The sequence below is a fragment of the Candidatus Moraniibacteriota bacterium genome, from assembly GCA_016699795.1.
Lineage (GTDB): Bacteria > Patescibacteriota > Minisyncoccia > Moranbacterales.
In genome coordinates this window covers 1,018,618-1,044,444 of sequence record CP065011.1, presented here as the reverse complement: position 1 = coordinate 1,044,444, position 25,827 = coordinate 1,018,618, and the positions used below count along the sequence as shown (strand labels likewise).

Here is a 25,827-nt window from a genome sequence, read left to right as displayed (position 1 = left end):
TTTTAATTTTTTATGAGTTAGTCCAAAATTTTTAAAATTTATTTTTTATGAGAATTTCATTTTCATCATTTGATAATTACGAAACTTGTCCGCTCAAATATAAATATAAAGAAATTGAAAAAATAAAAGAACCTCGAACGAAGGAACAGTTTTTTGGAACGCATTTGCATCAAGTTATGCAATATATCCATACTCCAGGATTTGTTTCGCCCAGTCTCGAAAATGCTCTTGATTTTTATGCTTCTCATTGGGATGACTCTCTTTTTGAAAATGAAATGGAAAATAGAGGAGCCTTCTCTCAAGGAGTTGATATCATACAACGCTATTATGAAGATAATGATATAGCGAATATAAATATCGTTGCTCTTGAAAAACGTTTTGAAATAGATATTTTTGATGAAAAAAACCAAGAAAATGCGCATGTTATTTCTGGAATAATCGATCGTATAGATAGAACAGCTGATGGTTATGAAATCATTGATTATAAAACTGCTCGAAAGATGCCGACACAACATGATGCGGATACAAGTATTCAGTTATCTATCTATCTTTTGGCATTTTTGAAAATGTATCCGAAAGAAAAAAATAATTTAAAAAATCTTAAAGTAAGTCTCTATTATCTGAAACATAGGCAGAAAATAACCGCGACAAGAACACTTGAGGATCTTAGCGAAGTCGCTCGTTTATTCTTGAGTGTAATCGAAAATATAGAACAAGAGAAATTCGAACCAAGAGCCTCAAAATTATGCTCTTGGTGTGGGTTTCAAAACATTTGTCCTATGTGGCGACATAGTGTAGAAAAAGAAAAAATAGAGCATCAGGATGCTCAAAAAGCTATTGATGAATATATTACACTCAAAAAAGAAATTACTTCTCATAATTCCCGAATCAAGAAAATGCAGACTATTATTGAAGATTTTATGAATCAAGAAGGTCTCCTTCGTGTTTTTGGTGAAGATAAAATGATTGAAAAAACATATCGGAAAACATATTCTTTTGATGAAGAAAGAATTCGAGAAATTTTGGAACCTTTAGATAAATGGAATGATGTTCTAAAAATTGATGGAATAGCTCTTCGAAAAATAGCCGGAGGACTCCCCTCCCCTACAAAGAAATCTTTAGAAGAAGCCAAAAAGGTAGAAAAAGAAACACCCGGTTTGACACTAAAGAAACGTCCCTTAGAAAAAATTTAAGAAAATTAGTTGTTGTAAAAATAAAAATATTGTATATTTTTTCATCTAAAAGAAATAAACATTCTCATTAAATAAAAAGAAAGAAGGATGATTTTTGTTTTATAAAGAAGATAAAAAATTTGTTTTAAATACTTTATTTTTTAGGTTTTTTCCGAAGTTTTAAAAATCGAAAACTTACCCATAGTAAATATCCAATACAAATAAAAAATAAGGAACTTGAAAAGATTAAACCCAAATAAAGATGTGCTTGTGGACGAAAAAATAATGTAAGAGATTTTTCACTTTTCAAAACTTCTTCTGGTAGAATAAAAGAATTAAGACCCGCATCATTCTTTATATGGTATTCATCGGAAAGGAAGTACTGTTTATCCCAAAGAGAATCCCACCAAGAGAAATCCCCTACGCGAATCTTCCAATCTGGATGATAGCTTTCGCTAAAGTTGAGATATGTTTCTAAATTTTCTGCCAATGTAATATTCTTTATATTGTACTGAGATGGGGAAATAAATTGAAAATCAGTGGGAGTATAAGGGATCTCTTTTTCAATACTCTCTTTTTCATTGGTAAGATATATATGTGGTCGTGCATCTGGGTTCTCATAGATAATAATCTCCCCTGTTTTAGCATCTATACGATGCAAAAAAGGCATAGCGTCTAAATGTGCAAGAAATACTTTTCGTTCTCCATAAGCACCAAAAAAATCATCTGCATTTTTCGCATCATCTCTTGGAATGGCAATATAACGAATGGCGGAAACATCCAAAAGTCTCTCAGAAAAATCTTGCTCAAGGGGGCTTAATAACCAACGTTCATTTCGTTCTGGATGTCCATCGATGTGAGGAATAGCGAATTCTTGCCAGGCTTCACGAGTAAGATCTACCAAACTCATTTTTGGATGTTTATTCGTGTAAACCATCCATTTAGAAGGAACGGGAATACCAAGAACTCGAAAATATTCATCTTGAGAATTTATGAATTCTCTATAAACATAATAGTCTTTAGAAATTTCTCGTGGCACAAACATAGTCCCAATCTTCCCTGTAACAAGGGAATTTGCATTCCATAAAGCCAGTCCCGCAATGAAACCTATCACGATGAAGCGAAACGATTTTTTTCTCATTTGCTTTTTCAGAAAATTTTTCATATAGCCATATTAACACACAAGAAGAAATTTTGTTACTCCAATTGGTTACTATTTTTTACACCCTTCATGTAACCATGAATATTTCCCTTTTCTCGTATAATTCTTTCCTTTAAGAAAAAAGCTCCCTTTTTTTCTCAGGGGGAGAAATTCTGGATCGCCATGGCGTTACTTTATTTCTTCTTTCGGATGATGGGAGGGAGGTAAAAGCCAGTTGATGAGTAATGATGCGAAAAAAAACAAAAAAACCAGCCTTTTTCAAAACTGGTTCATCTTCATTCATTTCAGTATTTCCCGCGTCCTTGCGGGAAGTCTCTCGAGAATCATCGAAGATAAAAACTCATCGTCCTTTCCACTGTAGGAAACTCTCCACAGCTAGATTGGATAGTAACACGATATGATCTCCATCCTCCATCTCCAAGTTTGATATTGTCGTTCTCGACTCTCTCATGTCCGGATTGATTCACGGAAAGAGGATCGATCCCGTCTCTATCTCTATAGGAGTTAGAATTAATGTAGTACTTTGCTTCAGCACCACACGACATTGTTTTGTTTCCCGTATTGGTGAAGGTAACATTAGGATGATAACGTTTCCCTTTGCTCCCTGTTCCACCATTACGAACTACTTTTCCATCATAGTCTACCCAGAGATCAGTGATGGTGATACTAGGTTTCCATGGAACTATCGTAAAGAGTGCACTCTTGCAATTATTGCTCTCATTGAGTTCTGGAAGCCAACCTTTGGAATCTACACAGCACGTATAGGTACGTGTTCCTGTATTTCCCAGTTTCCATTTGCTCCAGACGACTTCACGATATGTTTGTCCCAAAGAAATATCATCTATTCCTAGCGTATCAGTATCTCTTTCTGTTCCATCCATACGGTGAGAAACTTCTACGTTGATAGGAGCATTGATTTCTCCTGTGCTCATTATCTCACAATAGGGATACCACTCTCTATCTTCTAAGAGTATTGCACCATTTCGGTATATGGCTCCTGTACTGGGATCAGAGAAGAAAACATCAGTGATGCTGTAGTCAGGTTTGAGATTTGAAATCTCAAATCGTTCTACGCGACTGGTATTATCTCCTTCATCATATTCTTCGACTTCATCTCGATAATCGGTTTCTGTGCGAAATGCAATCGAAGAGATGCCATTTGGAATAGTGTATTCTTTCGTTTCTGTAATAGTAACTCCTTCATCAAGTTTAGAAATGGTAATGTACCCAGTATCAAACTGAGTCCAAGGACCATCATTGGAACTTACGGAGTAAGCGATGTCTATAGTGTCGGCATCGTTTCTCGTTTTCCAGTTTCCTGCATCCCCTCCTTCAGCTTGCACTGCAACGCGGACTTTTACTTTCATTCCAGAAAGGATTGAGTCACGTCCAGCATAGAGTTCATTGCCGTCAGCACCAAGAATGTCAGTATCTTGGGTAAGATTGACAGGGTCTGTGGGAGTTGGATTTTGGGGTGGGATGTAGCCATCGCCTCCACTCACATATCCTCCGCCCGAACTTGGAACAGAGATAGTTGCGAATTCTCCGCAATCGGAAGCGTAAACGCTTGCGAAAGCAAAGAGGAAAATGGAAGTAATTACTACTTCAAAGAATCGTTTCGTTTTCACGATTAGCACCTCTCAAATGGTCGTTTTGCGTCTTATTGATAGCACGCATTAGCATTTCCGAAGAGTGCATTATAGCTTACCTCTTGTGGGTAGAGTGTTTCGTAGATCCATTGGCATACTTGGCTATCGTCGTACGTACGTACGATTTTTCGATCGCTATTGAGTCCGTACCAATTTTTTGCATTGATACACGAACTGTCTGCAGGATGCCAAGCATAGTTACCTACCCGACGTACCGTAAAAGTGTTGCCAGGGATAACTGCCGGATCTTCAGCATAAATGAAACCGTTGAGGGTCCATTTCTTTGATTCATTATTTCGTTGATAGGTCCCATCACCATTGGGAGTGTATGTGGCATATTGTACGCCCGAACCAAACTGCCCATAATAATCCATTTCTGATACAGCGAATGCTCCTTCGTCCAGTATATCCTTAACAAACGCAACGTGGCCTTCAAATTCCACAATTGCACCAACTTCCGGAACGGAACCAACTGGAATCGTTCCCTTAAGTTTAGCGTACCAATCTCCACCATTCCAACCACTTCCCGTTATAACCCTAGCAATATCCGGACGCATATATGCAGCCCACCATACACAATTGCCATATTCACCACACGCAAAATGACTCGTTGTAGATTTATATCCATAGCATTCATCTGTTCCGGCATATACTCCCATATTAGATAAGAAAAGAAGTGTGTATAGCACAGTCTTCATTAGCATGTTCATGGAAAAAACTCCTCTTTCAAATTGTCAAAAAACAATTGCTTTTTGAGAAACGGATATTACCGCTTCATAGATTACCCAATCATATTCAAATAAGGTAATCGAGAAAAGGTCTACTCTGGAAAATTATTCTTTAAAATAATATTCTTAGCTATCGTATCAAGTATTTCCTGTTTTACAACCGTATCTTTTGTCATTCCAATGGTTATTGTAATAGAAATTTCGTTATTAATAGCGCTATACTTCTTTATGCTGTACCCATATATATCCATAAAAGAACAGGTAATAAAAAGAGTTACATTTCTATCATTGTTATTAGTAATCTGAATTTCCTTGCACTGAGCGGAAGAATTTTTATCTAAAACGGATTTCTTAATATAATCAGAGCTATCCTTTGGTGTGCCAGAATTGGATGTGGGAAAACCTCCAAACGTTATAATAACCTCACTATTTTCTTTAAGTATCATTGGATAATCATATCCAGTAAACATTCCAATGTCAGGATACTTGTTTATATCAAAATTTGGATTATTGGTGATTGCTTGTGAATGATATCCTATCTTTTCAAAATCAGATTCCAACCAATACCACTCTTTTGGAAATTTAATCGTAAAGAATTTCGTTTCTTTCGTTTGCCAATTTTCAATATTCATATCAACATCGGCAATGAAGATTTTATCATTTGTTTTCGGATTCTCTTTTTGTTCAACTTTATTCTCCACAACAGGAAGTGGGGTATTGTAAGCTCTTTGTATTGCAAAGACTCCTAATGCCAAAATGGCAATGGCGATAAGGGAAATAATGGCTATAGTTCGAGTGGAAAGCTGTTTCATAATGTATTTAAAATAATGTACAAAAAATATACCTAAAATATGGCTTTATGTCAAGTTTTTCGATAGTCATATATCCAGTGTCAAACTGAGTCCATGGGTCATCGTCGGTAGCCTATCAACTAACCATTACATCCAAATGAGATAATCAAAGAAAGATTTACTCTGGAAAATTATTCTTTAAAATAATATTCTTAGCTATCGTATCAAGTATTTCCTGTTTTACAATCGTATCTTTTGTCATTCCAATGGGATAATAGAATCCCGTTACCGTACGAATCGATTCAGCAGAGAATGCTGAGAAAGATGTGGTAAAAAAGCATAGTACGAGAAACAATCGAATATTCATTCGAATAGACTCCTCTATTTGTCAAAGGTCAGAATACCGAAACATTGCCGGCAACCAAAGGGAAGGATTTCTCTTTGGTTGGAGCATTATTCCGAAAATGAATTATTACTTTTTCTCATCAAATAAAACAAATGTTTTGATCATGCCAAGGTAATACAAATTTGAAACATTGTTAAAAATGGTAGCGCTTTTGAAGGTGTAAGAGTCTTCGATTGTCAATCTATATTTATTAGACTCAAAGATTATTCCACTCCCAAAGCCAAAATAAAGTTTTGCAGAAATATCATGAGAAATAAGAATATTATATTTTACAAATTGATTACTACTATCCTTAAATTTAGTCATAAGGTCATCCACATTTCCCAATGCTCCTTTCTTAAAACATAATAATCTTGGACCCCTTGATTCTGCTCCTTCATTGGCATATAGCTGCATATCTTGATTATCTGGAAAACAAACACTTTTTACAAAGAATTTTTCATCTTCATAAATCCTGGGATCATTAAGATCAAAAGTTGGTGGAAGTTTCACACTAAATCCAAGTTCATTATTTGAATATAATTGCCAATCACTAACATCAAATGTTTCTACCATAGCCATGATATTTTCATCTATATTTTGTTGCTCTTTTTTAGAGTTATTATCATCATTTGTTTTCAGATTCTCTTTTTGTTCAACTTCATCCTCCACAACAGGAAGAGGTGTGTTGTAAACTCTTTGCATTGCAAAAATTCCTAATGCCAAAATGGCAATGGCTATAAGAGAAATAATTGATATGGTTCGAGTAGAAAGCTGTTTCATAATGTATTTAAAATAATGTACAAAAAATATACCTAAAATATGGCTTTACGTCAAGTTTTTCGATACTAAGTTCAACAATTTTTCTTAGAGCTTGAAATTTATACAAATCCCTCCCCCTTAGGAGTACTCCCTTTTGGCAAAGGGAGAGCTAGAGAGGAATTTTTGCATTCTTAATTTTTTGTTAAACTTCTTTATTTTTCACTTCCCTCTTTCGGTAAAAGCCAGTTGATGAGGGATGCGAGGCCGACGGAGTAGCCGGAGAGTAATGAGTACATAAAGGAACTATTACTAACCTCCATTTCTTTCTTTCAACTTATAAAATCCAAATAATTTTCTTTGTTAAAAAAGTTAGTATCTCTTTTTGTATTGTTCTTTCCGAATGGAAAGAAAGAAAACTATTTCCATCTTCATTTTATTTCGAATAAAGTCTTTTTTCGTTTCCTCGACAAGTTCTCCCAATCCTCCCAGTAAAGAGTTATCCGGGGTATTTTCTACAAAATGAATACATTCATCCAAAAAAGAAACAATGTTTTTCTTTCCATACTTATTCAAAACATTAATATCAATATCCCAATTATTTTTTAGAAAATAATATACATCATACATATCTCGAGCCGCAAATTTTTTTCTTTCTATGAGCGCTATTAATTTACTTGCAAACATCGATTCTTTTTTCATAACAAGCATTGGAATGCCAAAATACTGTTTCATTTCATACAAAGATCCGACCTTTCTGGTATTTACTTCAACTTTTATGCCATATTCTCCTGCTCCATAAGAAAGAAGTAAAAAAATAGTATTTTCTTTTTGTTGTGAATCTCGTATCGTTCCGTATTGAAGAAGAATCTGAGAAATGCGATCAAATACGATAGTTCTTTTCTCTTCCGAAACCTCCAAAAGATCAAAATCCAAGTCGACAGAAAATCTTTCTAATCCATAAAATAAATATGCCGCGGTGCCACCTTTAAATCCCAGAAGTGGTCCTATAAAAGTATCTGCATACACATCTTTGAGTATTTGCGTCATTACAAGCTCGTGTTTTTCTCTATTTAGCATACAAGTTATAATATTCTTTAAGTGTTTTTTCGAGAGATTTTTTTTGATACAAAGAAACAAGATCAAAACACGCGTCCCAATCGATCGATCGCAAATTATCAAAATAATATTTTGGATTACTATAAAGCATGTCTAGAAAAGCTCTTTCTTTACTTGCCTCAAAAAACCCATCTTTATCTACGATACCTTTTCTATTCAAAAGAATAGCATCCTTTACTTTTCTATATCGAAAAGTAGCATCGGAAAGCTGTATCTCCCGAGACACATAACTAGCAACAAATATGGTTGCGTAATATTGAAAAATAATCCCTTCTTGCGCAAGAACTGTTTCAAAACTGATATATGATGGTGTATAAAGACGAACGGCAAATTCTTTTTTTTCGTATTTTTCTGGTTTTGCATAAAAACCTTTTCGCAAACGAACGAGTTTTCCTCTACGCACATAATAGGCAAGTTTTGACTTGAGAGAAAGAGGATCGGCTTCTTTTGTAAGAATAGCTATTTCTTTACTAGAAAAGACGGATTGAGGCGAAAGATACAAAGAATCTATAAAGCTTTTTTTTAATATCATACACTAGATGTTATATAATTTATAACCTTTAGTTCATAAAACATATATATACTTTAATATATATAACCTTTCTACGTCAAGTGTTTGTGAAAAATACCGCTATAAAGCATTTTTTTATTTCCTTCCCTCTTTCGGATGATGGGAGGTTTTCATAGAGCCAGGAGTAAAGTGTGGAGAAAGGTTCTGACACTTGTTTGCCCAGAAGTATTCCCACGAGAGTAAAAATGTAAACGTTTTTGCAATACATTATATCTCCAAAAACCACTTCCATGCTGGAACAATGTATATTTTTTTTCCCTCAATCTCAATTGTTTCTTCTTCATAGCGAGTGATAATCGTTCCCGAAGAAAGATGCAATACATTCATAGCTTCAACAAGTCCCGATACCTCTCGATCTTTTGTTTCTAGATCAGAAATATTCTCGCAGACCTGAATCGCCTCAGCAATTCGTATTCCCTTGCGAACAACAAAATCACATTCTCGCTTTTCTTTGAAAAAAAACACGTCTTTCCCACGTCGGCGCAGTTCCATATACACCGCATTTTCCAACATCCTACCGCGATCCTCGGAAGCAGAAAAAGAAATGGCATTACGAAGTCCGTTGTCCACAGCATATATTTTCTTCTCTGAGACATATTGTTTTTTGAGAGACGCATCATATTTTCTCATTTCAAAAAGCAAAAAGCTCTCTTCCAAAAAAGAAACGTAATTCTTTACCGATGTAGCACTTGCAAAACCCAAAATATTTTTTAGAGAAGAATATCCAATGTTTTTTCCTACATTAGCAAAAAGAAATGACGCTAACTTACGAAATGCCTCTACTTCGCGTATTTGAAATCGTACCAAAAGATCACGATAGAGAATATCCTCATAAATTCTCTGTAAAATTTCTCTGTCGTTCTCGAGTAAAAATCCCGGAAAACCACCCATCTCTGCATATTCATCAAATCCTCTAACAATTTTCGCACAGTTTTTCGATGTTTTATCCGTGATATTTATTTCTTTAAAACAAATATATTCAGAAAAAGAAAATGGATATAACTCTATTTTTTTATACCGACCAGTTAAATGTGTTCCTAACTCACCACTCAAAAGCGTGGCATTCGATCCTGTTACAAATACTTTTTTTCCCTCATCATGAAGACGGCGTACAAATCGTTCCCACCCAGAAACATTTTGAATTTCATCAAAAAAGAAAGTATCTGATTCTTTTTTCCCATCAAAAATTGAGAGAAGTGTTCGAAAATCCTCCAAAACAAATTCGGATAAGCGCTCGTCATCGAAATTTAAATAATGTCCACCTCCCAAGAGATCGAAAAATTGCGAAAGGAGTGTAGACTTTCCACTTCGGCGAACACCAGATATAACGGTAATCATTTTAGATTTTTTGTGATTGTCAAAATTCACCAACCGTGCTATCCCACGATTACGTGATGCAAATGAAAGCGCCTGATCTGCCACTACCTCTTCCAAAAGATCTCTTTTAAAAGTCATACTCCTAATGTTATAAAATACAGAATATCAACATTTGTAATGTTAATATTCACAAAGTGTTTTGTCAAGAAAAATTCAGACGGAAAGTACATATAAAAACACTCGAAAACTTTCAAATAGACTATTGTATCGTTTCATTTGTTTATGAAAAATAATAATCTAATGAAACGAATACAATTTAAGAATACTCTTTTGTTATAGCTTGCTAAATCTTTTTTGAGAGGAGCGTTTTATTTCCCTGATGATACACAAATCTCCCTCCTCTCTCTTTGAATTCCAAACTTCTTCTCTCCCTTTGCCAAAAGGGAGTACTCGAGTCATCGAGGGGGAGGGATTTTCTTGATTTCATACCATTCATAAGACTGAATCCACGAAATATGTCAATTTCAAGGATTGTCTATCCACGAAATCATATTATTTCGTGGATTTTGTTTACATTTTCTCTTTATGTTTTGGTTAGCATATTGACGTAAATACATACTATTTCGGTCAATATAATACACTATTCTTAACGCTATTCCCTTCTTCCTCTCTTTTATTCTTTCCTTTTCCTCCGTTCCCGCCGTAGCGGGAGAGGGTCCATCTGAGAGTAAAACAAAAGTTACTCGAGGTGTCTTTTTATAACTTTTTGAGCATTGTATGTATAAATAGATATATCTAAATTTGCATTGTATGAATATTTTTTCAATTACTTATTTTATAGTATGCATTAAGTCAAACTTAAACATAAGTCAAATTATATTTAAGTTTTATTTTATTCTCCGTCACCATGGCTTTATTTTCTCCCCTCTTTCGGTAAAAGCCAGTTGATGAGGGAGGTGAGGCCGACGGAGTAGCCCCCAGAGTTAGAATTTGGAAGCTTCACGAAAGGCATTGAAGACGGTCTTTCTTATCAAAAAGTTACTTCTTTAGTATAATGTAACTATGAATAAAGAAGAATCCAATATTGCCGAACAAGCAAAAATTTTTATCAAAGAACATCGAAAAATCATTATCGAAAAAATTTTAAACTACTCCAAAACAACGCATAAAACCTCTCCAAAACAAGAGGAGCATTTTTCTGCTATGTCTTCTTCTAAACAAAAGAAAATCATAGAAAAAGCTGCTCAACTTAGTGCAAAAGATCAAGAAAAACTTTTGAAAAAATACGAAGAAAAATTTGGTCAAAAACAATTCTTTACAAAGTAAATATAAAAACCACCGAAGAGGTGGTTTTTATTCTTTTTTATACTTTTTCTTTTTTCATTTCATTCTTTCTTTTGGTAAAAGCCAGTTGATGAGGAAGGGAGTGTCATTGCGAGGAATCTGCGATGTGGCAATCCATGCATTTTCCTTTCCTTCTGGATCGCTTCTCCGCCAGTCGGCGGACTCGCGATGACGAGGGAAAACTCCTACCCAGAAATCCGCAAAAGCTAAGATTCCCAAAATAGTAAGCCACCAAGGAGTCGGTTGATTGGACATCCGCTGTACTCCATACCCTGTCCATCCAGAAAGGATGCGAGAGAAAGAGTGCTTCATTGTTGAGAATATAAGAGATACTATCCGACAGTAACCTCTATGTTCTATACTAGAGATATCAATTGTTAAAAGTGGAATATGCAAAATATTAAGCTTGAATATGTGCTATTAGATATTGAAGTATGGCATCATCAAAAAAATAAATATCCTTGTCCTATAACTTTTGCAATGGATCTGAGTAGTCTTATTATCGGATCAAAATATTCTACTACAGAATATAACCGTGCTGAGAAAGAAATATGGGAATACTACAACGTTCGAGGATATAATGCAGAAATAATGAATCCTCTATATCAACATAACAATACATTAGAAACTGTTTTGACGATTGATTTGTACTCCAAAAAGAGTAATAATCCAGACCTATCCAGAAAATCTCACCTACAAACTCCAAAATGGTTTAGAGAAGTAATTGCTATAATAAATACACATCAAAGACGCACAGATAGTCTATATGCCAATGGAGGTAATCTTGGATTAGAACGGGACGATACTATTTTTTTCTCAAAAGATCCTATACTACGATCAATAGAACAGGATGTGCAAAAATTGTGTACTGATAAAACTAGCGATCTTATCAATCTTGTGGAGAACGGATCTATTGATGCTGGAATAGCGCTACAATGGATCTATAAAGATCCTGTTCTATTAGAAAATATTTTATATCTTCTTAGAAAAAAACTTTATAGAGATTGTACGAATATTTTACTACGACAGCTCATTCCTTGTATCACAGGCATGTCCCAAGAAATGAAAATTTTACTTACAAAAACTCTCGTATCTTTGCTACAATACGGAGCACCGGACGTTCGCAATAAGGCATTAAGCATCCTGAGTGATATGGACAAGACTCTATTATTATTGCCTGATAGTTGTATTGCTTTTATCAAAGAAATATCCAACACGAAACAATTAAACTGCGCCTATCCTGCAAAAGAGATTCTTGAAAAATTAAAAACTCCCGAAGTGTGTATACTTCGGGAGCTAGGAACTACTTAGTTAAGCATCGCTATCCTCTGTCCATTTCATATAGGTATCAGTTCCGAGGTTGCTTGCGTTTTCTAAGAGTTCCCAAATGAAAGCTTTGTAGTATATCATCGAGAATTTTCAAAAAAAATCAATAAGAATTGCATTGTGAATACCAAGGTCATAAAAATAATATTTTCTTTTTGAGATTATCTGAAATTTTTTTATAAATATAACGCTTTATATAAGCTATAATAAGTGTAAAAGTAAATTTTTGGAATGTAATCCAAATTTTAGGAGAGCACGATCTCTTTGCTAAATTTCCTCCTAAAAGACATCTCCTGCATGAAATATGCTATTATATTAGCATTTTTCATATGTTTATAAGAAATGCTTCTATAAAGCTTTTTTAATATCATGCACTAGATGTTATATAATTTATAACCTTTAGTCCATAAAGCATATACATGCTTTATGGATATATATAACCTTTCTACGTCAAGTGTTTGTGAAAAATACCGCTATAAAGCATTTTTTATTTCCTTCCCTCTTTCGGATGATGGGAGGGAGGTAAAAGCCGGTTCGATGAGTAATGATGCGAAAAAAAACAAAAAAAACCAGCCCCTTCCAAAGCTGGTATATCTATCATAATAAATCATTTCAGTATTTCCCGCGTCCTTGCGGGAAGTCTCTTGAGAATCATCGAAGATAGAAACTCATCGTTCTTTCCACTGTAGGAAACTCTCCACAGCTAGATTGGAGAGTAACACGATAGGATCTCCATCCTCCATCTCCAAGTTTGATATTGTCGTTATCAACTCTCTCGTGCCCGATACCTCCTACTCCCAGAATACCAACAGTATCACGATCACGATAGGAGTTAGAATTGATGTAGTACTTCGCTTCAGCACCACATGACATTGTTTTGTTTCCCGTATTGGTGAAGGTAACATTAGGATGATAACGTTTCCCTTTGCTCCCTGTTCCACCATTACGAACTACTTTTCCATCATAGTCTACCCAGAGATCAGTGATGGTGATACTAGGTTTCCATGGAACTATCGTAAAGAGTGCACTCTTGCAATTATTGCTCTCATTGAGTTCTGGAAGCCAACCTTTGGAATCTACACAGCACGTATAGGTACGTGTTCCTGTATTTCCCAGTTTCCATTTGCTCCAGACGACTTCACGATATGTTTGTCCCAAAGAAATATCATCTATTCCTAGCGTATCAGTATCTCTTTCTGTTCCATCCATACGGTGAGAAACTTCTACGTTGATAGGAGCATTGATTTCTCCTGTGCTCATTATCTCACAATAGGGATACCACTCTCTATCTTCTAAGAGTATTGCACCATTTCGGTATATGGCTCCTGTACTGGGATCAGAGAAGAAAACATCAGTGATGCTGTAGTCAGGTTTGAGATTTGAAATCTCAAATCGTTCTACGCGACTGGTATTATCTCCTTCATCATATTCTTCGACTTCATCTCGATAATCGGTTTCTGTGCGAAATGCAATCGAAGAGATGCCATTTGGAATAGTGTATTCCTTCGTTTCCGTGATAGTTTGTCCCTCATCAAGTTTAGAAATGGTAATGTACCCAGTATCAAACTGAGTCCAAGGACCATCATTGGAACTTACGGAGTAAGCGATGTCTATAGTGTCGGCATCGTTTCTCGTTTTCCAGTTTCCTGCATCCCCTCCTTCAGCTTGCACTGCAACGCGGACTTTTACTTTCATTCCAGAAAGGATTGAGTCACGTCCAGCATAGAGTTCATTGCCGTCAGCACCAAGAATGTCAGTATCTTGGGTAAGATTGACAGGGTCTGTGGGAGTTGGATTTTGGGGTGGGATGTAGCCATCGCCTCCACTCACATATCCTCCGCCCGAACTTGGAACAGAGATAGTTGCGAATTCTCCGCAATCGGAAGCGTAAACGCTTGCGAAAGCAAAGAGGAAAATGGAAGTAATTACTACTTCAAAGAATCGTTTCGTTTTCACGATTAGCACCTCTCAAATGGTCGTTTTGCGTCTTATTGATAGCACGCATTAGCATTTCCGAAGAGTGCATTGTAACTGACCTCTTTCGGATAAAGTGTTTCGTAGATCCATTGACACGGGTTGTGGTTGGAATAGCGATAGATCCTTACGATCTTTTTATCATTATTAAATCCATACCATGACTCGGCATGAATGCACGAGCTGTATGCTGGATACCAACCATAATTTCCCACATGACGGATCGAGAATTGATTGCCAGGAATAATTGCGGGATCTTCAGCGTAAATGAAACCTTTGAGGATCCAACTCCCTTTAACATCAGATCCGCGATCGGTATTGCGATGATAGGTATTACTACTACCTGGGTAGTAGGTGGCGTATTGCAAACCATTACCCAATTTTCCAGTAGCATCCATTTCCGAAACACGAAATGCACCCCCATCCAACACGTTCGTTACGAAGGCAACGTGCCCATCGAACTCCACGATTGCCCCAACTCCAGGAACGGAACCAACAGGAATCATTCCATTGAGCTTGTTGATCCAATTTCCACCATCCCATCCGCTTCCGGTGATCACTTCTGCAATATCGGGGCGCATATATGCTGCCCACCAGGTGCAGTTGCCAGTTGGATAAAGGCATGGGAAATGATTCGTTGTAGACGTGTAGCCGTAGCACTCATTCGTTCCGGCGACTGCACCCAGACTGGACAATACTAAGAATACACTCAATACGCCTTGCGCTAACAGTTTCATGGAGAAAGTCCTCTTTCGAATTGTTAAAGATCAAATGTTTTTTGAGAAACGGATATTACCGTTTCATAGATAACCCCATCATGTTTAGATGAGGTGATTAAGAAGCGGAAAAACCAATAATTTCCTACCGATATGAAACAGTTACAGAATAATTTTGTACAATACCCTCCAATATTTTTTCTAAAACCATATTATTTTCCTTTTTCACACGAGCAGAGAATCCAAACGTACGTATTGGATAAGAAGCATAATACGTTCCAACTCTTTGCTTATTATCCTCATCTGTAAATGAGCAATACGTAGCAAGAGGGATACTGTCCATACTCGACATATATTGACATGCAACGGTAAAACCTACGTATTCCCTCATACTATTGATCATATATTCTATGTAATCCAAAGACGTTCCTGAATTAGCAGTAGCATCCCCAAGATAGTTTGATGAAATTACAATTTCTGTTTCATTCATCAGATCCAAAGGATAGATCCTCCCCACTCCAATACTAATGTCTGGATATTTACTAATATCGAAATTTGGATTGTTTGTAATAACGTATGAGTTATATCCCATCGTATCATAGTTTGTTTGAAAGAAATACCACTCCTTCGGAAATTTAATAGTAAAAAATTCCGTTTCTTTTGTTTGCCAATTCTCTACATTCATATCAACGTCAGTAATGAAGGTTTCATCATTTGTTTTCGGATTTTCTTTTTGCTCAACTTCATTCTCTACAACAGGAAGAGGTGTGTTGTAAACTTTTTGCATCACAAAAACTCCTAATGCTAGAAAGGCAATGGCTATAAGGGTAATAATAGCGATGGTTCGAGTAGAAAGTTGTTTCATAGATTTGATGCTTAATTATAGGAAATATAACTAGTGTTTGAGATTTTGTCAAAGTAAGAAAAGGCAGATTCAACAATTTTTCTTAGAGCTTGAAATTTATACAAATCCCTCCCCCTTAGGAGTACTCCCTTTTGGCAAAGGGAGAGCTAGAGAGGAATTTTTGCATTCTTAATTTTTTGTTAAACTTCTTTATTTTTCACTTCCCTCTTTCGGTAAAAGCCAGTTGATGAGGGAGGCGAGGCCGACGGAGTAGCCCAGAGCAATGAGTACATAAAATTTGGAAGCTTCACGAAAGGCATTGAAGCCCGGGAGATTCTCATAGAGCCAGTAATACGAGTTTCCAAAGGGAGGATCGACTTGTTTACCCAAAAATATTCCGATGAGAGCAATGAGAGCGAAAAATACTACATATGGATTTTTTCTTCCTACCCAGAAACCTGCAAAAGCTAAGATTCCCAAAATAGTAAGCCACCATGGAGTTGGTTGATTGGACATCCACTCAACTCCATACCCTGTCCAGAAAGGATGCGAGAGAAAGAGTGCTTCTTGAAGTTCGAAATAATCATTACCAAAAAGATCTCGTCCCACTCCTGCATTTTCTGACATAGCCCCTGCCGTAGCAAAAGGTAAAATCCAAAAAACATTGAGTCCAGCAAATACCAGTACAAACACCGTACTCATCCAAAAAAGATTCCATACATTCTTTCTTTCCCCCGTCATTGTGATCGAATCTCCTTCCCCTCCGTCTTCCTCCCCCTTAGGAAAAGGGGGATTGAGGGGGATTTTCCCCATCTGAGATACAAATCCCTCCCCCTCGATGACTCGGGTACTCCCTTTTAGCAAAGGGAGAGAAGAAGACTCCCTGCTCTTTACTTTCATATTTTCTCCTCTCACCTCTTTCACCCACGAAACCAAGAGAAACCCACCGCATATAAAAAAGAAAATATAGGCAAATCGAAAATCATAATATCCGGAAATCGCAAGTATCATCCCCCCCAGCACCGCCCACTCTATCCGCCTCTCCTCTACCAAACGTATACAAAAATAAAGAGCGAATACGCCCCATACACTTGCCATAGAAAGATGTTGGTGACCATGCGTATGGATAGCAAGAAAATAACTGGAATATGCAAAAATAAATGCTCCTATAAACGCGGAAATATTTGATCGAACAATTTTCTTCAAGAGGATAAAAGGTGCAAATAAAGAAAAGAATGCCAAAGGAATCAGAATGAGAAATTTATCCGAAATATTTGAATCAAAACCAAGAAATCCAAATAAGGAGATAAGGAGACTATAAGGAATTTTCCAAACGATCACATCCAAAACTCCAAAACCTAAACTTGTATTCCATAAAGAAAGTAGTGAAAACTCTCGTAAATTTTCAGAAAAATATATATTCCAATCCCCAAGACCAAACCATGAAAAAGAAAACCAACGATAATACGTAATTATTACGAGGATGCATAAAGCTGAAAAAATTCCTATTTTTTGGTATCGCATATTTTCTTAATAGAGTTTTTTTCTCCCCTTCCAGAAATCATATCCCAAATATCCAATACAGCCAATAAGGATTATGCTAGAAATAAACATCCCAAGATAAAAATATGATTGAGGCTTGAAATAAAGAGTCATTGAAACATTAATACTTCCATCAGGATTTTCTTCCCAAGAATCTTTCGGAAAATTTTCTTTTATATACTTGGGATTAATAGTCCACTGATTGGCATAATCATTAATCATTTCATGAGATTCTTCAAAAAAGCTATTTTTAAATAATTTTAAAAAATCTTTATAGTAAAAAAATCTTTCATTTATAATACATTCATTCGTATTAAATCCCTTATATTCTTTATGATCTAAACAGTTATCCTTTGATAAAAAATCTTCTGAATACAATTTCCATTGAGTATTGAATGATTGATGAAACTCAAAAAAGGCTAAAGCTGATATATTTTTTATTTTTATTCTGTATTGAGAAGGATTTATTTTTACAAAATCTAAATTAACATCTTTAACTGAAATAATAGGTTTGATATAGCCTTCTTTTAAGGAATATAGATCAAAAAAATCATTTGATTCTAATAAATTTAAAAAATTATTTGATTCAAGAATAGAAAGTGTCTCTTGAGTTAGTGTTGAATTTTTCAATTTTCCTACTTGAACATCCTTGTGAAAAATAATATATTGTGCGCTAAATTTTTGAAGAATCTTTTCAAATTTTTCGATATCAATAACTTTGGAGTTCTCATACTCCTTAAAAGAAAATTTTGTTTCAAAAGAAGGATGATCAAAAGAATTTGCGGATATATAATTTTTATTATAAAAAAGATAAAGAATGTCATGTCCTATAAAATTCCATTTCTGATAATCAGACCAATTTATAGAGTTAGTTACTGAATAAGGAAGTGAGATAATTGAGGTGGATTCATGACTTTTATTAATAAGCATACTTACTTTTTTATATTCCGAGGGAATATTTACGATATAGCTATGTCTTTTATCAGTTTCTCTTAGTTTTTTTTCAATAGAACCGTCATAAAAAAGATAAGAAGGAATTGCTAAGATGGTAAAAATGATCATTAATTTAATCTTATTCAATCTTAAATGTGAGATGATTCCTGTTAAAATTATAAAAAAGAAAAAAGGAATGAAAACAAATATTTTGTCAGGTGATCTAAAAATAATTAATAATTTTGTATAAAGTAATGTATTTATATTTTTAAAAGGTTCTTCCAAACGAATTGTTAAAAAGATTAATATTAAAAAACAAGTTATCAAACCGAGAATTATTGACTTCCTTATAAGAGAAATACCATTTCTCTTATAGAAGAAAAACACGAATAAAGAAATAAGAAATGCAAAAATATATATAAAAAAAGAGTAAAAATTTCCATTATTTATATCTAAAGACAATATATTCAAAATAGTATTAGATGTTTCTTTTAGAAATCTCGTGATATCGCCTCCGAACACAACGCTATCGGAAAGTTTTCCTTCTGTTTCCTTATTATTACTACTAAAAATAATTCCTAAAAAATAGCCAAAAGTTGCTATGTATATAAATACGAAAATAAAAATTTTCTTCACTATATTTTCAAGAGGAAATTCTTTTAAGAATATAAAAAATAAAATAGATTGAATAAAAAATAAAGAGGCTAGAAATGCTATATTAGAATAAGAAATAGTTGAAATAAGAAAAATAAGCCAAAAGATTATAAAATATTTTATATCAATTTTTTTAATAAAGAATATTTTTAAAAAAAGAATTATTAAAGGGGGTATAAAAATGTAAAAAAGAAAATGATGAGAAAACCCCCATGGATACGTAAAAATAGAAAAAGTAAAATAATTAAGAGAATAGAATAAACTAAATCCAATCCTTTCATATTTCTTTATTTCTGGATAAATCCAGCGTATCGATAAAAAAAATCCTAAATAAGAACCATAAAGAATAAAAAAAATATAAAAGCTTGAAATTGTATCTGTATTCATTCCTATAAAATCAAGAATGGCTAATAATGTATAAAATGGGTACGCGGGAGAAATAGTGTTGAGCTGTCCTTGACCATGTTGATTAAACCATACATAAAAATACTGAGAAAAATGTTCGGAAGGTTTTAATAATTGATAAAAATCTCCACCAGCAACTATAGATTCGGAAGGGAAAGAGTTTAACAAAAATGCAATACTAAAAATTAATCCAAAACAAAAAAATTGTTCGAGAAATTTAGATGTGAGTTTTTTATTAAAAATCATAAAATTTATTTTCTTAAATTGAAACATTACTATTTATTTTTTTTCTTTTTATAAAGAAAAATATTAAATAAGAAATGCAAGCAAAAAAAGAAATCCCGGATATGAGAACGCTAGCATAAAAATATGATTGGGGTTTAAAATAAAGTGATAAAGCAACATTAATACTTCCATCAGGATTTTCTTCCCAAGAATCTTTCGGAAAATTTTCTTTTATATATTTAGGATCAATAGTCCATTTATTTGCATAACCATTAAAAACTCTATGAGTATCTTGGAAGAAATCCTTCTTCCATAGAACGTTAAAAATAGACCAGTCAGTACCAGGATAAAATTTCCAACCATCATGAAAAGATTGTAAGAATTCCACATCAGTTTTTTTACTTAAGTGAGATACCTTAATTTCGTATTTTAAAGGGCTAACTTTATGAACAATTACATTATTATCTTTATCAGAAAAAATAACATTAGAATTTTCATTATCAAGCTTATTTATAAACAATGTTCCAACCGATGAATTATAAATCTCTTTTAAAGAATTATTAAAATAAATTTCTTCGCAAGATAATTCTTTATTATTCTTAATAATATCTTTTCTGATAAGGAAATATCGAATATTCATTAAATCAACATCGGATCCATTGTTGATAAAATTGTATTTCTTCAATGATCTTCCAAAAGTCAGTCCATTACCATAGATAACCGGCCTTTCTATAATTTCTCCTAAAATATCAGGACCATTAAGACCAAATCCGTTACCATAATCAAAATTAGTAAAAAAACTTTCATCTGGGCACATGAAAATAGATCCGTCGAGACGATCTCTATTTAAAATATTTGCTATATTTTTATACTCCTCCGGAATAACTACAATTCTTTGAAATCCATCGCCTATTCTTTTTTCAATAATAGGAATGCCTGAAAAAAATATTCCTACTTGCAAAATAATCAAAAAAGATATGAAAGAAATAACTAACTTATTTTTTCTATACAACAAGGTGAAATATCCAATAATTAAAGATAAGATTAAAATAATTGGTAATCCGAATTTAGTATCTGGTGTTCTAAAAAGAGCGAGAACTGGTACTTTTTCATAAAGATATTCATTCAGACTTCCTAATGGCAATTGATTTGCCTTTGCCATAAAAAGAGCGATCAGTAAAGAAAATATAATAAAAATAATGAAATACTTATCCTTTATGGTTTTGTTTTTAAAATTATAAAACATACCAAATAAACCGCATATCCACAAAGTATATATAGACCCTATGGCTAGCCATGATTCATAATAAGGATAATAAGAATGAAAAAATCTTCCAAACCATATTTTATCAAAAAAGTATTCAAGAAAAAGCCTAAAAATACCATCTAATCCAGCATCAGAAAAAATAAAGGCATTTGAGGTACTTTCTATCCAATATTTATCTGTATATCCATGAGCAAGAAAAAGAAGTAAAATAAAAGGAGCTGCTAGAAATATAACAACAAAAAAAGATATTATTAATAATTTAATTTTATAAAAAAATATAGAGAATCCTTTTAGGGAAGTAACTACTAGATATGAAACTAAAAAAGGTAAAAACATTGCTAAGAAAAATGGTCCCGTATTTACTAAGAAAGATATAAATAATCCAAATGTTATTCCTTGATAAATAATTTTCGTATTATCAAATAATAATGTCTTTATAAAAAATTTAAGAATCAGAGGTGCTATAGCAAAAAGAATAAATAAAAAATCAGAAATTCCTGCGTGCCATGTTATTATCATGTATAAATTAAACGTGTAGAAAGTTGCTGCTAAAAATGATTGCTTATTAACATTTTTAAAATCAAGAATATTATATATCCCTTTAAATGACCACCAAGAAAAATACCAAATAAAATTTATAGCTACAAAATACAAAATTAGCTGAACATTTTTTGAATTAAAACCCGCCTCAAACAAAAAAAATGATATACTTCGGGGAAAAAAGGCTGTTCCTTGCCACAAAAAATCAGCAAAACCAAAATTACCCTCATTCCAAAGAAAAAAAAATTCTTTATCCGCCCTAACTTTATCATGATATACAGGACTATCGTGAACTACAAGAAAGCCATCCTGTAATTTATAATTCAAAAAATATATAAAAACGGAGCTCACTAAAAATGGGAAAACCCAAAAAAATATTCTTTTAAATTTAAAAAGCATATACAAATTGATAATTTTTTTGTTATAGCATATCAGTAAAAAGTTTTATAAAATCTTCTATTCTAGCGTGATATGTATGCTCTTTTAAAACTCGCTTTCTCCCCGCTTCTATAATTTCTCGTCTTTTTTCTGGATTTTTCAGATAATATTCTAATTTTTGTACATAATCATCATCATTTTTTGCAATGATTATTTCCTCACCTTCTCTGAAATATTTTCGTATACATGCGACATCATCCGTTATCTCAAATCCTCCACACAAAGGAACTTTAAATGTTCTGTCATTACAATCTCCTCCAAATTTTTTTTGATACTTTTCATGAACATTTATGGAAATGGTGGAAGATGAGTAGATTTTTCGCTCATCCTCAAGTTGGAGTTTTGGTTTTTGGAAAGATCTAAAGTATGGAACATTATAATACTGACCAACTTTTTGAGTAAATCCCAATACCCTATCTTTTAAAGTCCAATCTTGTCCGTAAAGTTTTATGTTATATTTTTTCTGAAGTGGAAATATTATTTTTTTGAAAAAATCGCGTTTTTCTGGAAGATAGGTTCCGATATAAGAAATGTCAGCCAAAAAATTTTTGGAATATTCGGGATGATGAAGGGTTTTATCCCCGGCAAGTGGTATAGTATGATGTTTATATCCTGTAATTTTTTCAAATCCTTCCATTCTCAAATCTCCTTCCTCGCATGAATTAAAGTAAACATTCCCATACGTTCCAGATTGAATGAGTTGCACATATTCTTTATTTTCAGAAAGACTTGGCGCTTCATTTATCCTCATTTTAGAGAGGGGTGATGTCCAAAAAGGAGTATTTATGAAAACTTTCATACCTTTCTTTTTTTGTTTTTTGAGAAGGGAAAGATCAAGATATTTCAAATTATAGGCGTTAAGAGATGTAATAAAAATATCAGGAACAATTTTCTCAAATAATTCTTTCTGACTATCATTTGCTGTGAAAGGAATAAATGTATGTCCTAAATCTTCAAAAGCATTTTTATACCCATTATAGATCGTTCTTCCGGCATAAATAGTATCAAGGGAAGGGATATGATAAATAATGTTTAACTTATTTTTTTGCATAAACACAATAAACGGGACTAGTAAAAGAATTTAAACTTATCTTGTAACATAAACGTCTTAATAGTTTGTTTTTGACTTTTTTTTCCGATGGATAAAAAGCAAATGGTTTTTGTGTGATATTTTGAAATTTAAGAGATCTATGAAGTTTATATAATTGTTTTAGAGTATAACTTAATTCATAGCCATAATACTTCTTTAAAATTTCCCCCTTTAATATTTTAATATGAACATACTCGAAAAATGATTTTAATATTGGGTTATAAGGAATGTTATTATAAAAACGTGACAACCAAAATAAATTAAAAGCTGGAATAGTATTAAAAACTACACCATCTTTTCTAAGAACTCGTCTCAATTCTTTTAAAATACCCAATGTATCACTCATGTGTTCTATGACACCTCCTCCATAAATATAATCTATTGAATCACCCAGAATCGGCATCTTTGTTATATCTGAATGAATAAGAATGTATTTCTTAAAACCTTTTTCTTTTAAGTGTGCTTGAAGGCTAAGCAACATCGGATAATTAAAATCAACGCCAACGAAAGTAACGTCGTGTTTTTCCATTAAATATTCTCCGATATGAGCGGGTCCGCAACCGATTTCTAAATAAATAGTTTTTTCATTAAATTTATATGTATCTTTTATATAAGAAATATGATCTTTCAATTTATTATCAATAAAATCTTTTTTATCTTTTCTTAATTCGTCAAGATTAAAATTATAAATATTTTCCCACGCTTCTTTGGAAATACTCACATCTTTTCCTAATTTAATATCTGTTACCCAGATACCATTTTTATCTAGGGAGGCTTTTTTTAAATCAATAATAGTATTTAGTTTTTTCATAAAAGTAAATTATTAAATATATTTTCATAATCAAATGACTTTGCGTATTCGTGACATTTTTCTCTACATTGTTGATTAATATCTTTCTTGAGAAACTCTACTACTTTATCAGTTATTTCTTGTATATCTTCAGAAATAACGTAACCACAACCTTTTTCTTGTATTTCTCGAGCATTCCATGAAACATCTGTAAAAAGAAGGGGTACGCCACATGCAATATACGTCTTTACTTTTCCAGGATCAGCATAATAAGTCCATGTATCAAGTTTCTTAATGTATGGTGCGATAGCAATAGCAGACTTTGCTACCTCATCTTCTAATTTTCGAATATCATCAATCTTTCCCATAAAATTACAATATTTTGAAACCTTTTTTTCTTTTGCTAGTGAAATCAGTTCATTTTTATACTTCCCATCTCCAATAATTTTGAATCGAAAGTCTGGTATAGTTTTAATAATTTCTGAAATTGCCATTATTACTAATTGAGCACCTTGTTTTTCTAATAGATGTCCCATAAAAACCAAAGTATTTTTTTCACATTCATCGAAAGAATATGTGCGTATTTCTTGTGTCCACATGCCATAAGGAATAACTTTGTGTTTTCGATAGTCATCTTTTTTGATACCAAGAAATTTCTCTCTTGCTTCTACCATGCGAGGAGAAAGATCCCACATTTCATCTGAATTTTTATATCCCCAAATATTAATACGATGATATATTTTGTTTTTTATTCCTTCTTGAAATCTAGATTCGGGAACGAAATCAATGGCCCAAAAAATAGTTTTTTGGATCTTTCCAAAAAATCGCAAAATATTTCCAAATAAAACGCATAATCCATCCATCCCTATATAAACATCCCATTTAACAGAAGAAAATGCTATCCATTTCAAAGTAAAAAATATTTCTTTGGCATATAAAAAAGGTTCGAATACATTCTTATAATCCTTCGTTCTTTGTTCTTTATGAATTTGTCCCTTTTTGTACCAAGTGTAATAACTACAACGATCTTTGGCATCTGAAAAGCTGTGTCGTATATGAAGAACATTTTCAAACTTTTCCCGATTAAGAAAATTTACTAATTCATCATCGGGTTGAGTAAGAAATTTATGAGCTACAATGACAATATTTTTTTTATTTTCCATAGCTCTTTCTAAACCACTCATACGTTCTTTGGATACCTTCTTCGAGTTCAATGGAATGCTTCCAACCGATTTTGTGTAATCGAGAAACATTTAGAAGTTTTCTTGGTGTGCCATTGGGCTTTTCCGTATCCCAAATAATCTTTCCAGAAAAATTTACAACTCCTTTTATTGTCTTGGCAAGTTCTTTGATAGAAAGATCTTTGCCTGTACCAATATTAACAATTTCAGAATTTTCATACGTATTCATAAGGAATACAAGAGCATCCGCTAAATCATCTACATACAAAAATTCTCTTTTTGGAGTTCCTGTCCCCCATAGAATAACTTCTTTTTTGTTGTTTACTTTTGCCTCATGGAATTTTCGTATCATCGCAGGGAGTACGTGAGATGTTTCTTTGTCAAAATTATCTCCTGGACCATAAAGATTTGTTGGCATTACAGAAATAAATTTTGTATTATATTGTTCATTGAAACTTTGACACATTTTTATTCCAGCAATTTTGGCAATAGCATACGCATCATTTGTTTCTTCTAATAGTCCGGTAAGAAGATATTCTTCTTTTATTGGCTGAGGAGAAAGTTTTGGATAAATACAAGAGCTTCCTAAAAAAAGAAGTTTTTTTACCCCACTTTTCCAAGAAGAATGAATGATATTATTTTGAATTTGAAGATTCTCATAAATAAAATCTGCCTTGTATTGTTTATTTGCAAGAATTCCTCCAACTTTTGCTGCAGATAAAAAAACATATTCAGGCGTTTCCTTCTGAAAAAAATTATGTACAGCATGCTGATCCAAAAGATCCAATTCCTCTTTTGTCAAAAGGATTATATTCTTATAATTTTCCTTTTTTAATCTTCTTACGATAGATGAGCCCACTAATCCAGTATGTCCGGCAACAAAAATTTTTGCTTTTTTTTCCATA

General features: G+C 33.3%; 24 protein-coding genes. 3 read left to right on the top strand and 21 right to left on the bottom strand.

The genetic code is table 11. The annotated features are described in order from the left end of the window. Positions 1–47 precede the first annotated feature (47 nt). Complete coding sequence (locus IPN70_04860) at positions 48–1,193, top strand: PD-(D/E)XK nuclease family protein (GenBank protein QQS61186.1); 1,146 nt, start codon at positions 48–50, stop codon at positions 1,191–1,193. Positions 1,194–1,326: 133 nt separating this feature from the next. On the opposite strand, the gene IPN70_04855 is transcribed toward IPN70_04860, so the two are convergent. The 10 genes from IPN70_04855 to IPN70_04810 all read right to left on the bottom strand — a co-directional run bounded on the left by IPN70_04855 (position 1,327) and on the right by IPN70_04810 (position 9,791). Next, the gene (locus IPN70_04855) at positions 1,327–2,337 is read right to left on the bottom strand and encodes a hypothetical protein (GenBank protein ID QQS61185.1); all 1,011 of its coding nucleotides are present in this window, start codon (positions 2,335–2,337) and stop codon (positions 1,327–1,329) included. A gap of 109 nt (positions 2,338–2,446) precedes the next feature. Next, positions 2,447–2,617: a hypothetical protein gene (locus tag IPN70_04850; GenBank protein ID QQS61184.1), complete on the bottom strand. Its 171-nt coding sequence runs from the start codon at positions 2,615–2,617 to the stop codon at positions 2,447–2,449. A 40-nt stretch (positions 2,618–2,657) separates the two neighbouring features. Beyond that, on the bottom strand, positions 2,658–3,962 hold the full coding sequence (locus tag IPN70_04845; GenBank protein QQS61183.1) for a hypothetical protein: 1,305 nt from the start codon (positions 3,960–3,962) through the stop codon (positions 2,658–2,660). A gap of 32 nt (positions 3,963–3,994) precedes the next feature. Beyond that, positions 3,995–4,693, bottom strand: coding sequence for a CHAP domain-containing protein (locus IPN70_04840; GenBank protein QQS61182.1), 699 nt, complete (start codon positions 4,691–4,693; stop codon positions 3,995–3,997). Positions 4,694–4,803: 110 nt separating this feature from the next. After that, positions 4,804–5,523: a hypothetical protein gene (locus IPN70_04835; GenBank protein QQS61181.1), complete on the bottom strand. Its 720-nt coding sequence runs from the start codon at positions 5,521–5,523 to the stop codon at positions 4,804–4,806. Between the two features lie 157 nt (positions 5,524–5,680). After that, a complete protein-coding gene (locus IPN70_04830; GenBank protein ID QQS61180.1) occupies positions 5,681–5,869 on the bottom strand; it encodes a hypothetical protein in 189 nt (62 codons plus the stop codon). Positions 5,870–5,974: 105 nt separating this feature from the next. After that, positions 5,975–6,670 (bottom strand): hypothetical protein, encoded by a 696-nt coding sequence (locus tag IPN70_04825; protein ID QQS61179.1) that lies wholly within the window; start codon positions 6,668–6,670, stop codon positions 5,975–5,977. Positions 6,671–7,018: 348 nt separating this feature from the next. Then, positions 7,019–7,726: a nucleotidyl transferase AbiEii/AbiGii toxin family protein gene (locus tag IPN70_04820; GenBank protein ID QQS61178.1), complete on the bottom strand. Its 708-nt coding sequence runs from the start codon at positions 7,724–7,726 to the stop codon at positions 7,019–7,021. After that, the gene (locus IPN70_04815) at positions 7,716–8,297 is read right to left on the bottom strand and encodes a hypothetical protein (protein QQS61177.1); all 582 of its coding nucleotides are present in this window, start codon (positions 8,295–8,297) and stop codon (positions 7,716–7,718) included. The genes IPN70_04820 and IPN70_04815 overlap by 11 nt, the downstream gene beginning before the upstream one ends. Before the next feature lie 246 nt (positions 8,298–8,543). Further along, the gene (locus IPN70_04810) at positions 8,544–9,791 is read right to left on the bottom strand and encodes an ATP-binding protein (GenBank protein ID QQS61176.1); all 1,248 of its coding nucleotides are present in this window, start codon (positions 9,789–9,791) and stop codon (positions 8,544–8,546) included. Between the two features lie 924 nt (positions 9,792–10,715). Here IPN70_04810 and IPN70_04805 point away from each other — a divergent pair. Next, positions 10,716–10,979, top strand: coding sequence for a hypothetical protein (locus IPN70_04805; protein QQS61175.1), 264 nt, complete (start codon positions 10,716–10,718; stop codon positions 10,977–10,979). 54 nt (positions 10,980–11,033) lie between these two features. On the opposite strand, the gene IPN70_04800 is transcribed toward IPN70_04805, so the two are convergent. Then, entirely contained in the window at positions 11,034–11,309 is a 276-nt protein-coding gene (locus IPN70_04800; GenBank protein QQS61174.1) for a hypothetical protein, read from the bottom strand. A 78-nt stretch (positions 11,310–11,387) separates the two neighbouring features. Here IPN70_04800 and IPN70_04795 point away from each other — a divergent pair, with 78 nt between their 5' ends. Beyond that, positions 11,388–12,308, top strand: coding sequence for a hypothetical protein (locus tag IPN70_04795; protein ID QQS61173.1), 921 nt, complete (start codon positions 11,388–11,390; stop codon positions 12,306–12,308). A 666-nt stretch (positions 12,309–12,974) separates the two neighbouring features. Here the strand turns inward: IPN70_04795 and IPN70_04790 are convergent. The 10 genes from IPN70_04790 to IPN70_04745 all read right to left on the bottom strand — a co-directional run bounded on the left by IPN70_04790 (position 12,975) and on the right by IPN70_04745 (position 25,826). Beyond that, complete coding sequence (locus IPN70_04790; protein ID QQS61172.1) at positions 12,975–14,279, bottom strand: hypothetical protein; 1,305 nt, start codon at positions 14,277–14,279, stop codon at positions 12,975–12,977. Between the two features lie 32 nt (positions 14,280–14,311). After that, positions 14,312–15,034: a CHAP domain-containing protein gene (locus IPN70_04785; GenBank protein ID QQS61171.1), complete on the bottom strand. Its 723-nt coding sequence runs from the start codon at positions 15,032–15,034 to the stop codon at positions 14,312–14,314. Positions 15,035–15,158: 124 nt separating this feature from the next. Further along, the gene (locus IPN70_04780; protein ID QQS61170.1) at positions 15,159–15,878 is read right to left on the bottom strand and encodes a hypothetical protein; all 720 of its coding nucleotides are present in this window, start codon (positions 15,876–15,878) and stop codon (positions 15,159–15,161) included. A 189-nt stretch (positions 15,879–16,067) separates the two neighbouring features. Continuing rightward, a complete protein-coding gene (locus IPN70_04775) occupies positions 16,068–17,381 on the bottom strand; it encodes a hypothetical protein (protein ID QQS61169.1) in 1,314 nt (437 codons plus the stop codon). A 6-nt stretch (positions 17,382–17,387) separates the two neighbouring features. Next, positions 17,388–19,637 (bottom strand): hypothetical protein, encoded by a 2,250-nt coding sequence (locus IPN70_04770; protein ID QQS61168.1) that lies wholly within the window; start codon positions 19,635–19,637, stop codon positions 17,388–17,390. Between the two features lie 13 nt (positions 19,638–19,650). Then, positions 19,651–21,750: a hypothetical protein gene (locus tag IPN70_04765; GenBank protein QQS61167.1), complete on the bottom strand. Its 2,100-nt coding sequence runs from the start codon at positions 21,748–21,750 to the stop codon at positions 19,651–19,653. Positions 21,751–21,844: 94 nt separating this feature from the next. Then, positions 21,845–22,912 (bottom strand): glycosyltransferase, encoded by a 1,068-nt coding sequence (locus IPN70_04760; GenBank protein QQS61166.1) that lies wholly within the window; start codon positions 22,910–22,912, stop codon positions 21,845–21,847. Beyond that, entirely contained in the window at positions 22,899–23,762 is an 864-nt protein-coding gene (locus IPN70_04755; GenBank protein ID QQS61165.1) for a class I SAM-dependent methyltransferase, read from the bottom strand. Before IPN70_04755 ends, IPN70_04760 begins: the two co-directional genes overlap by 14 nt. Then, positions 23,759–24,925 carry a glycosyltransferase gene (locus IPN70_04750; protein QQS61164.1) on the bottom strand — a complete coding sequence of 389 codons (1,167 nt, stop codon included), beginning with the start codon at positions 24,923–24,925 and terminating at the stop codon, positions 23,759–23,761. The genes IPN70_04755 and IPN70_04750 overlap by 4 nt, the downstream gene beginning before the upstream one ends. Next, a complete protein-coding gene (locus tag IPN70_04745) occupies positions 24,894–25,826 on the bottom strand; it encodes a GDP-L-fucose synthase (protein QQS61163.1) in 933 nt (310 codons plus the stop codon). The genes IPN70_04750 and IPN70_04745 overlap by 32 nt, the downstream gene beginning before the upstream one ends. Position 25,827: the final 1 nt, after the last annotated feature.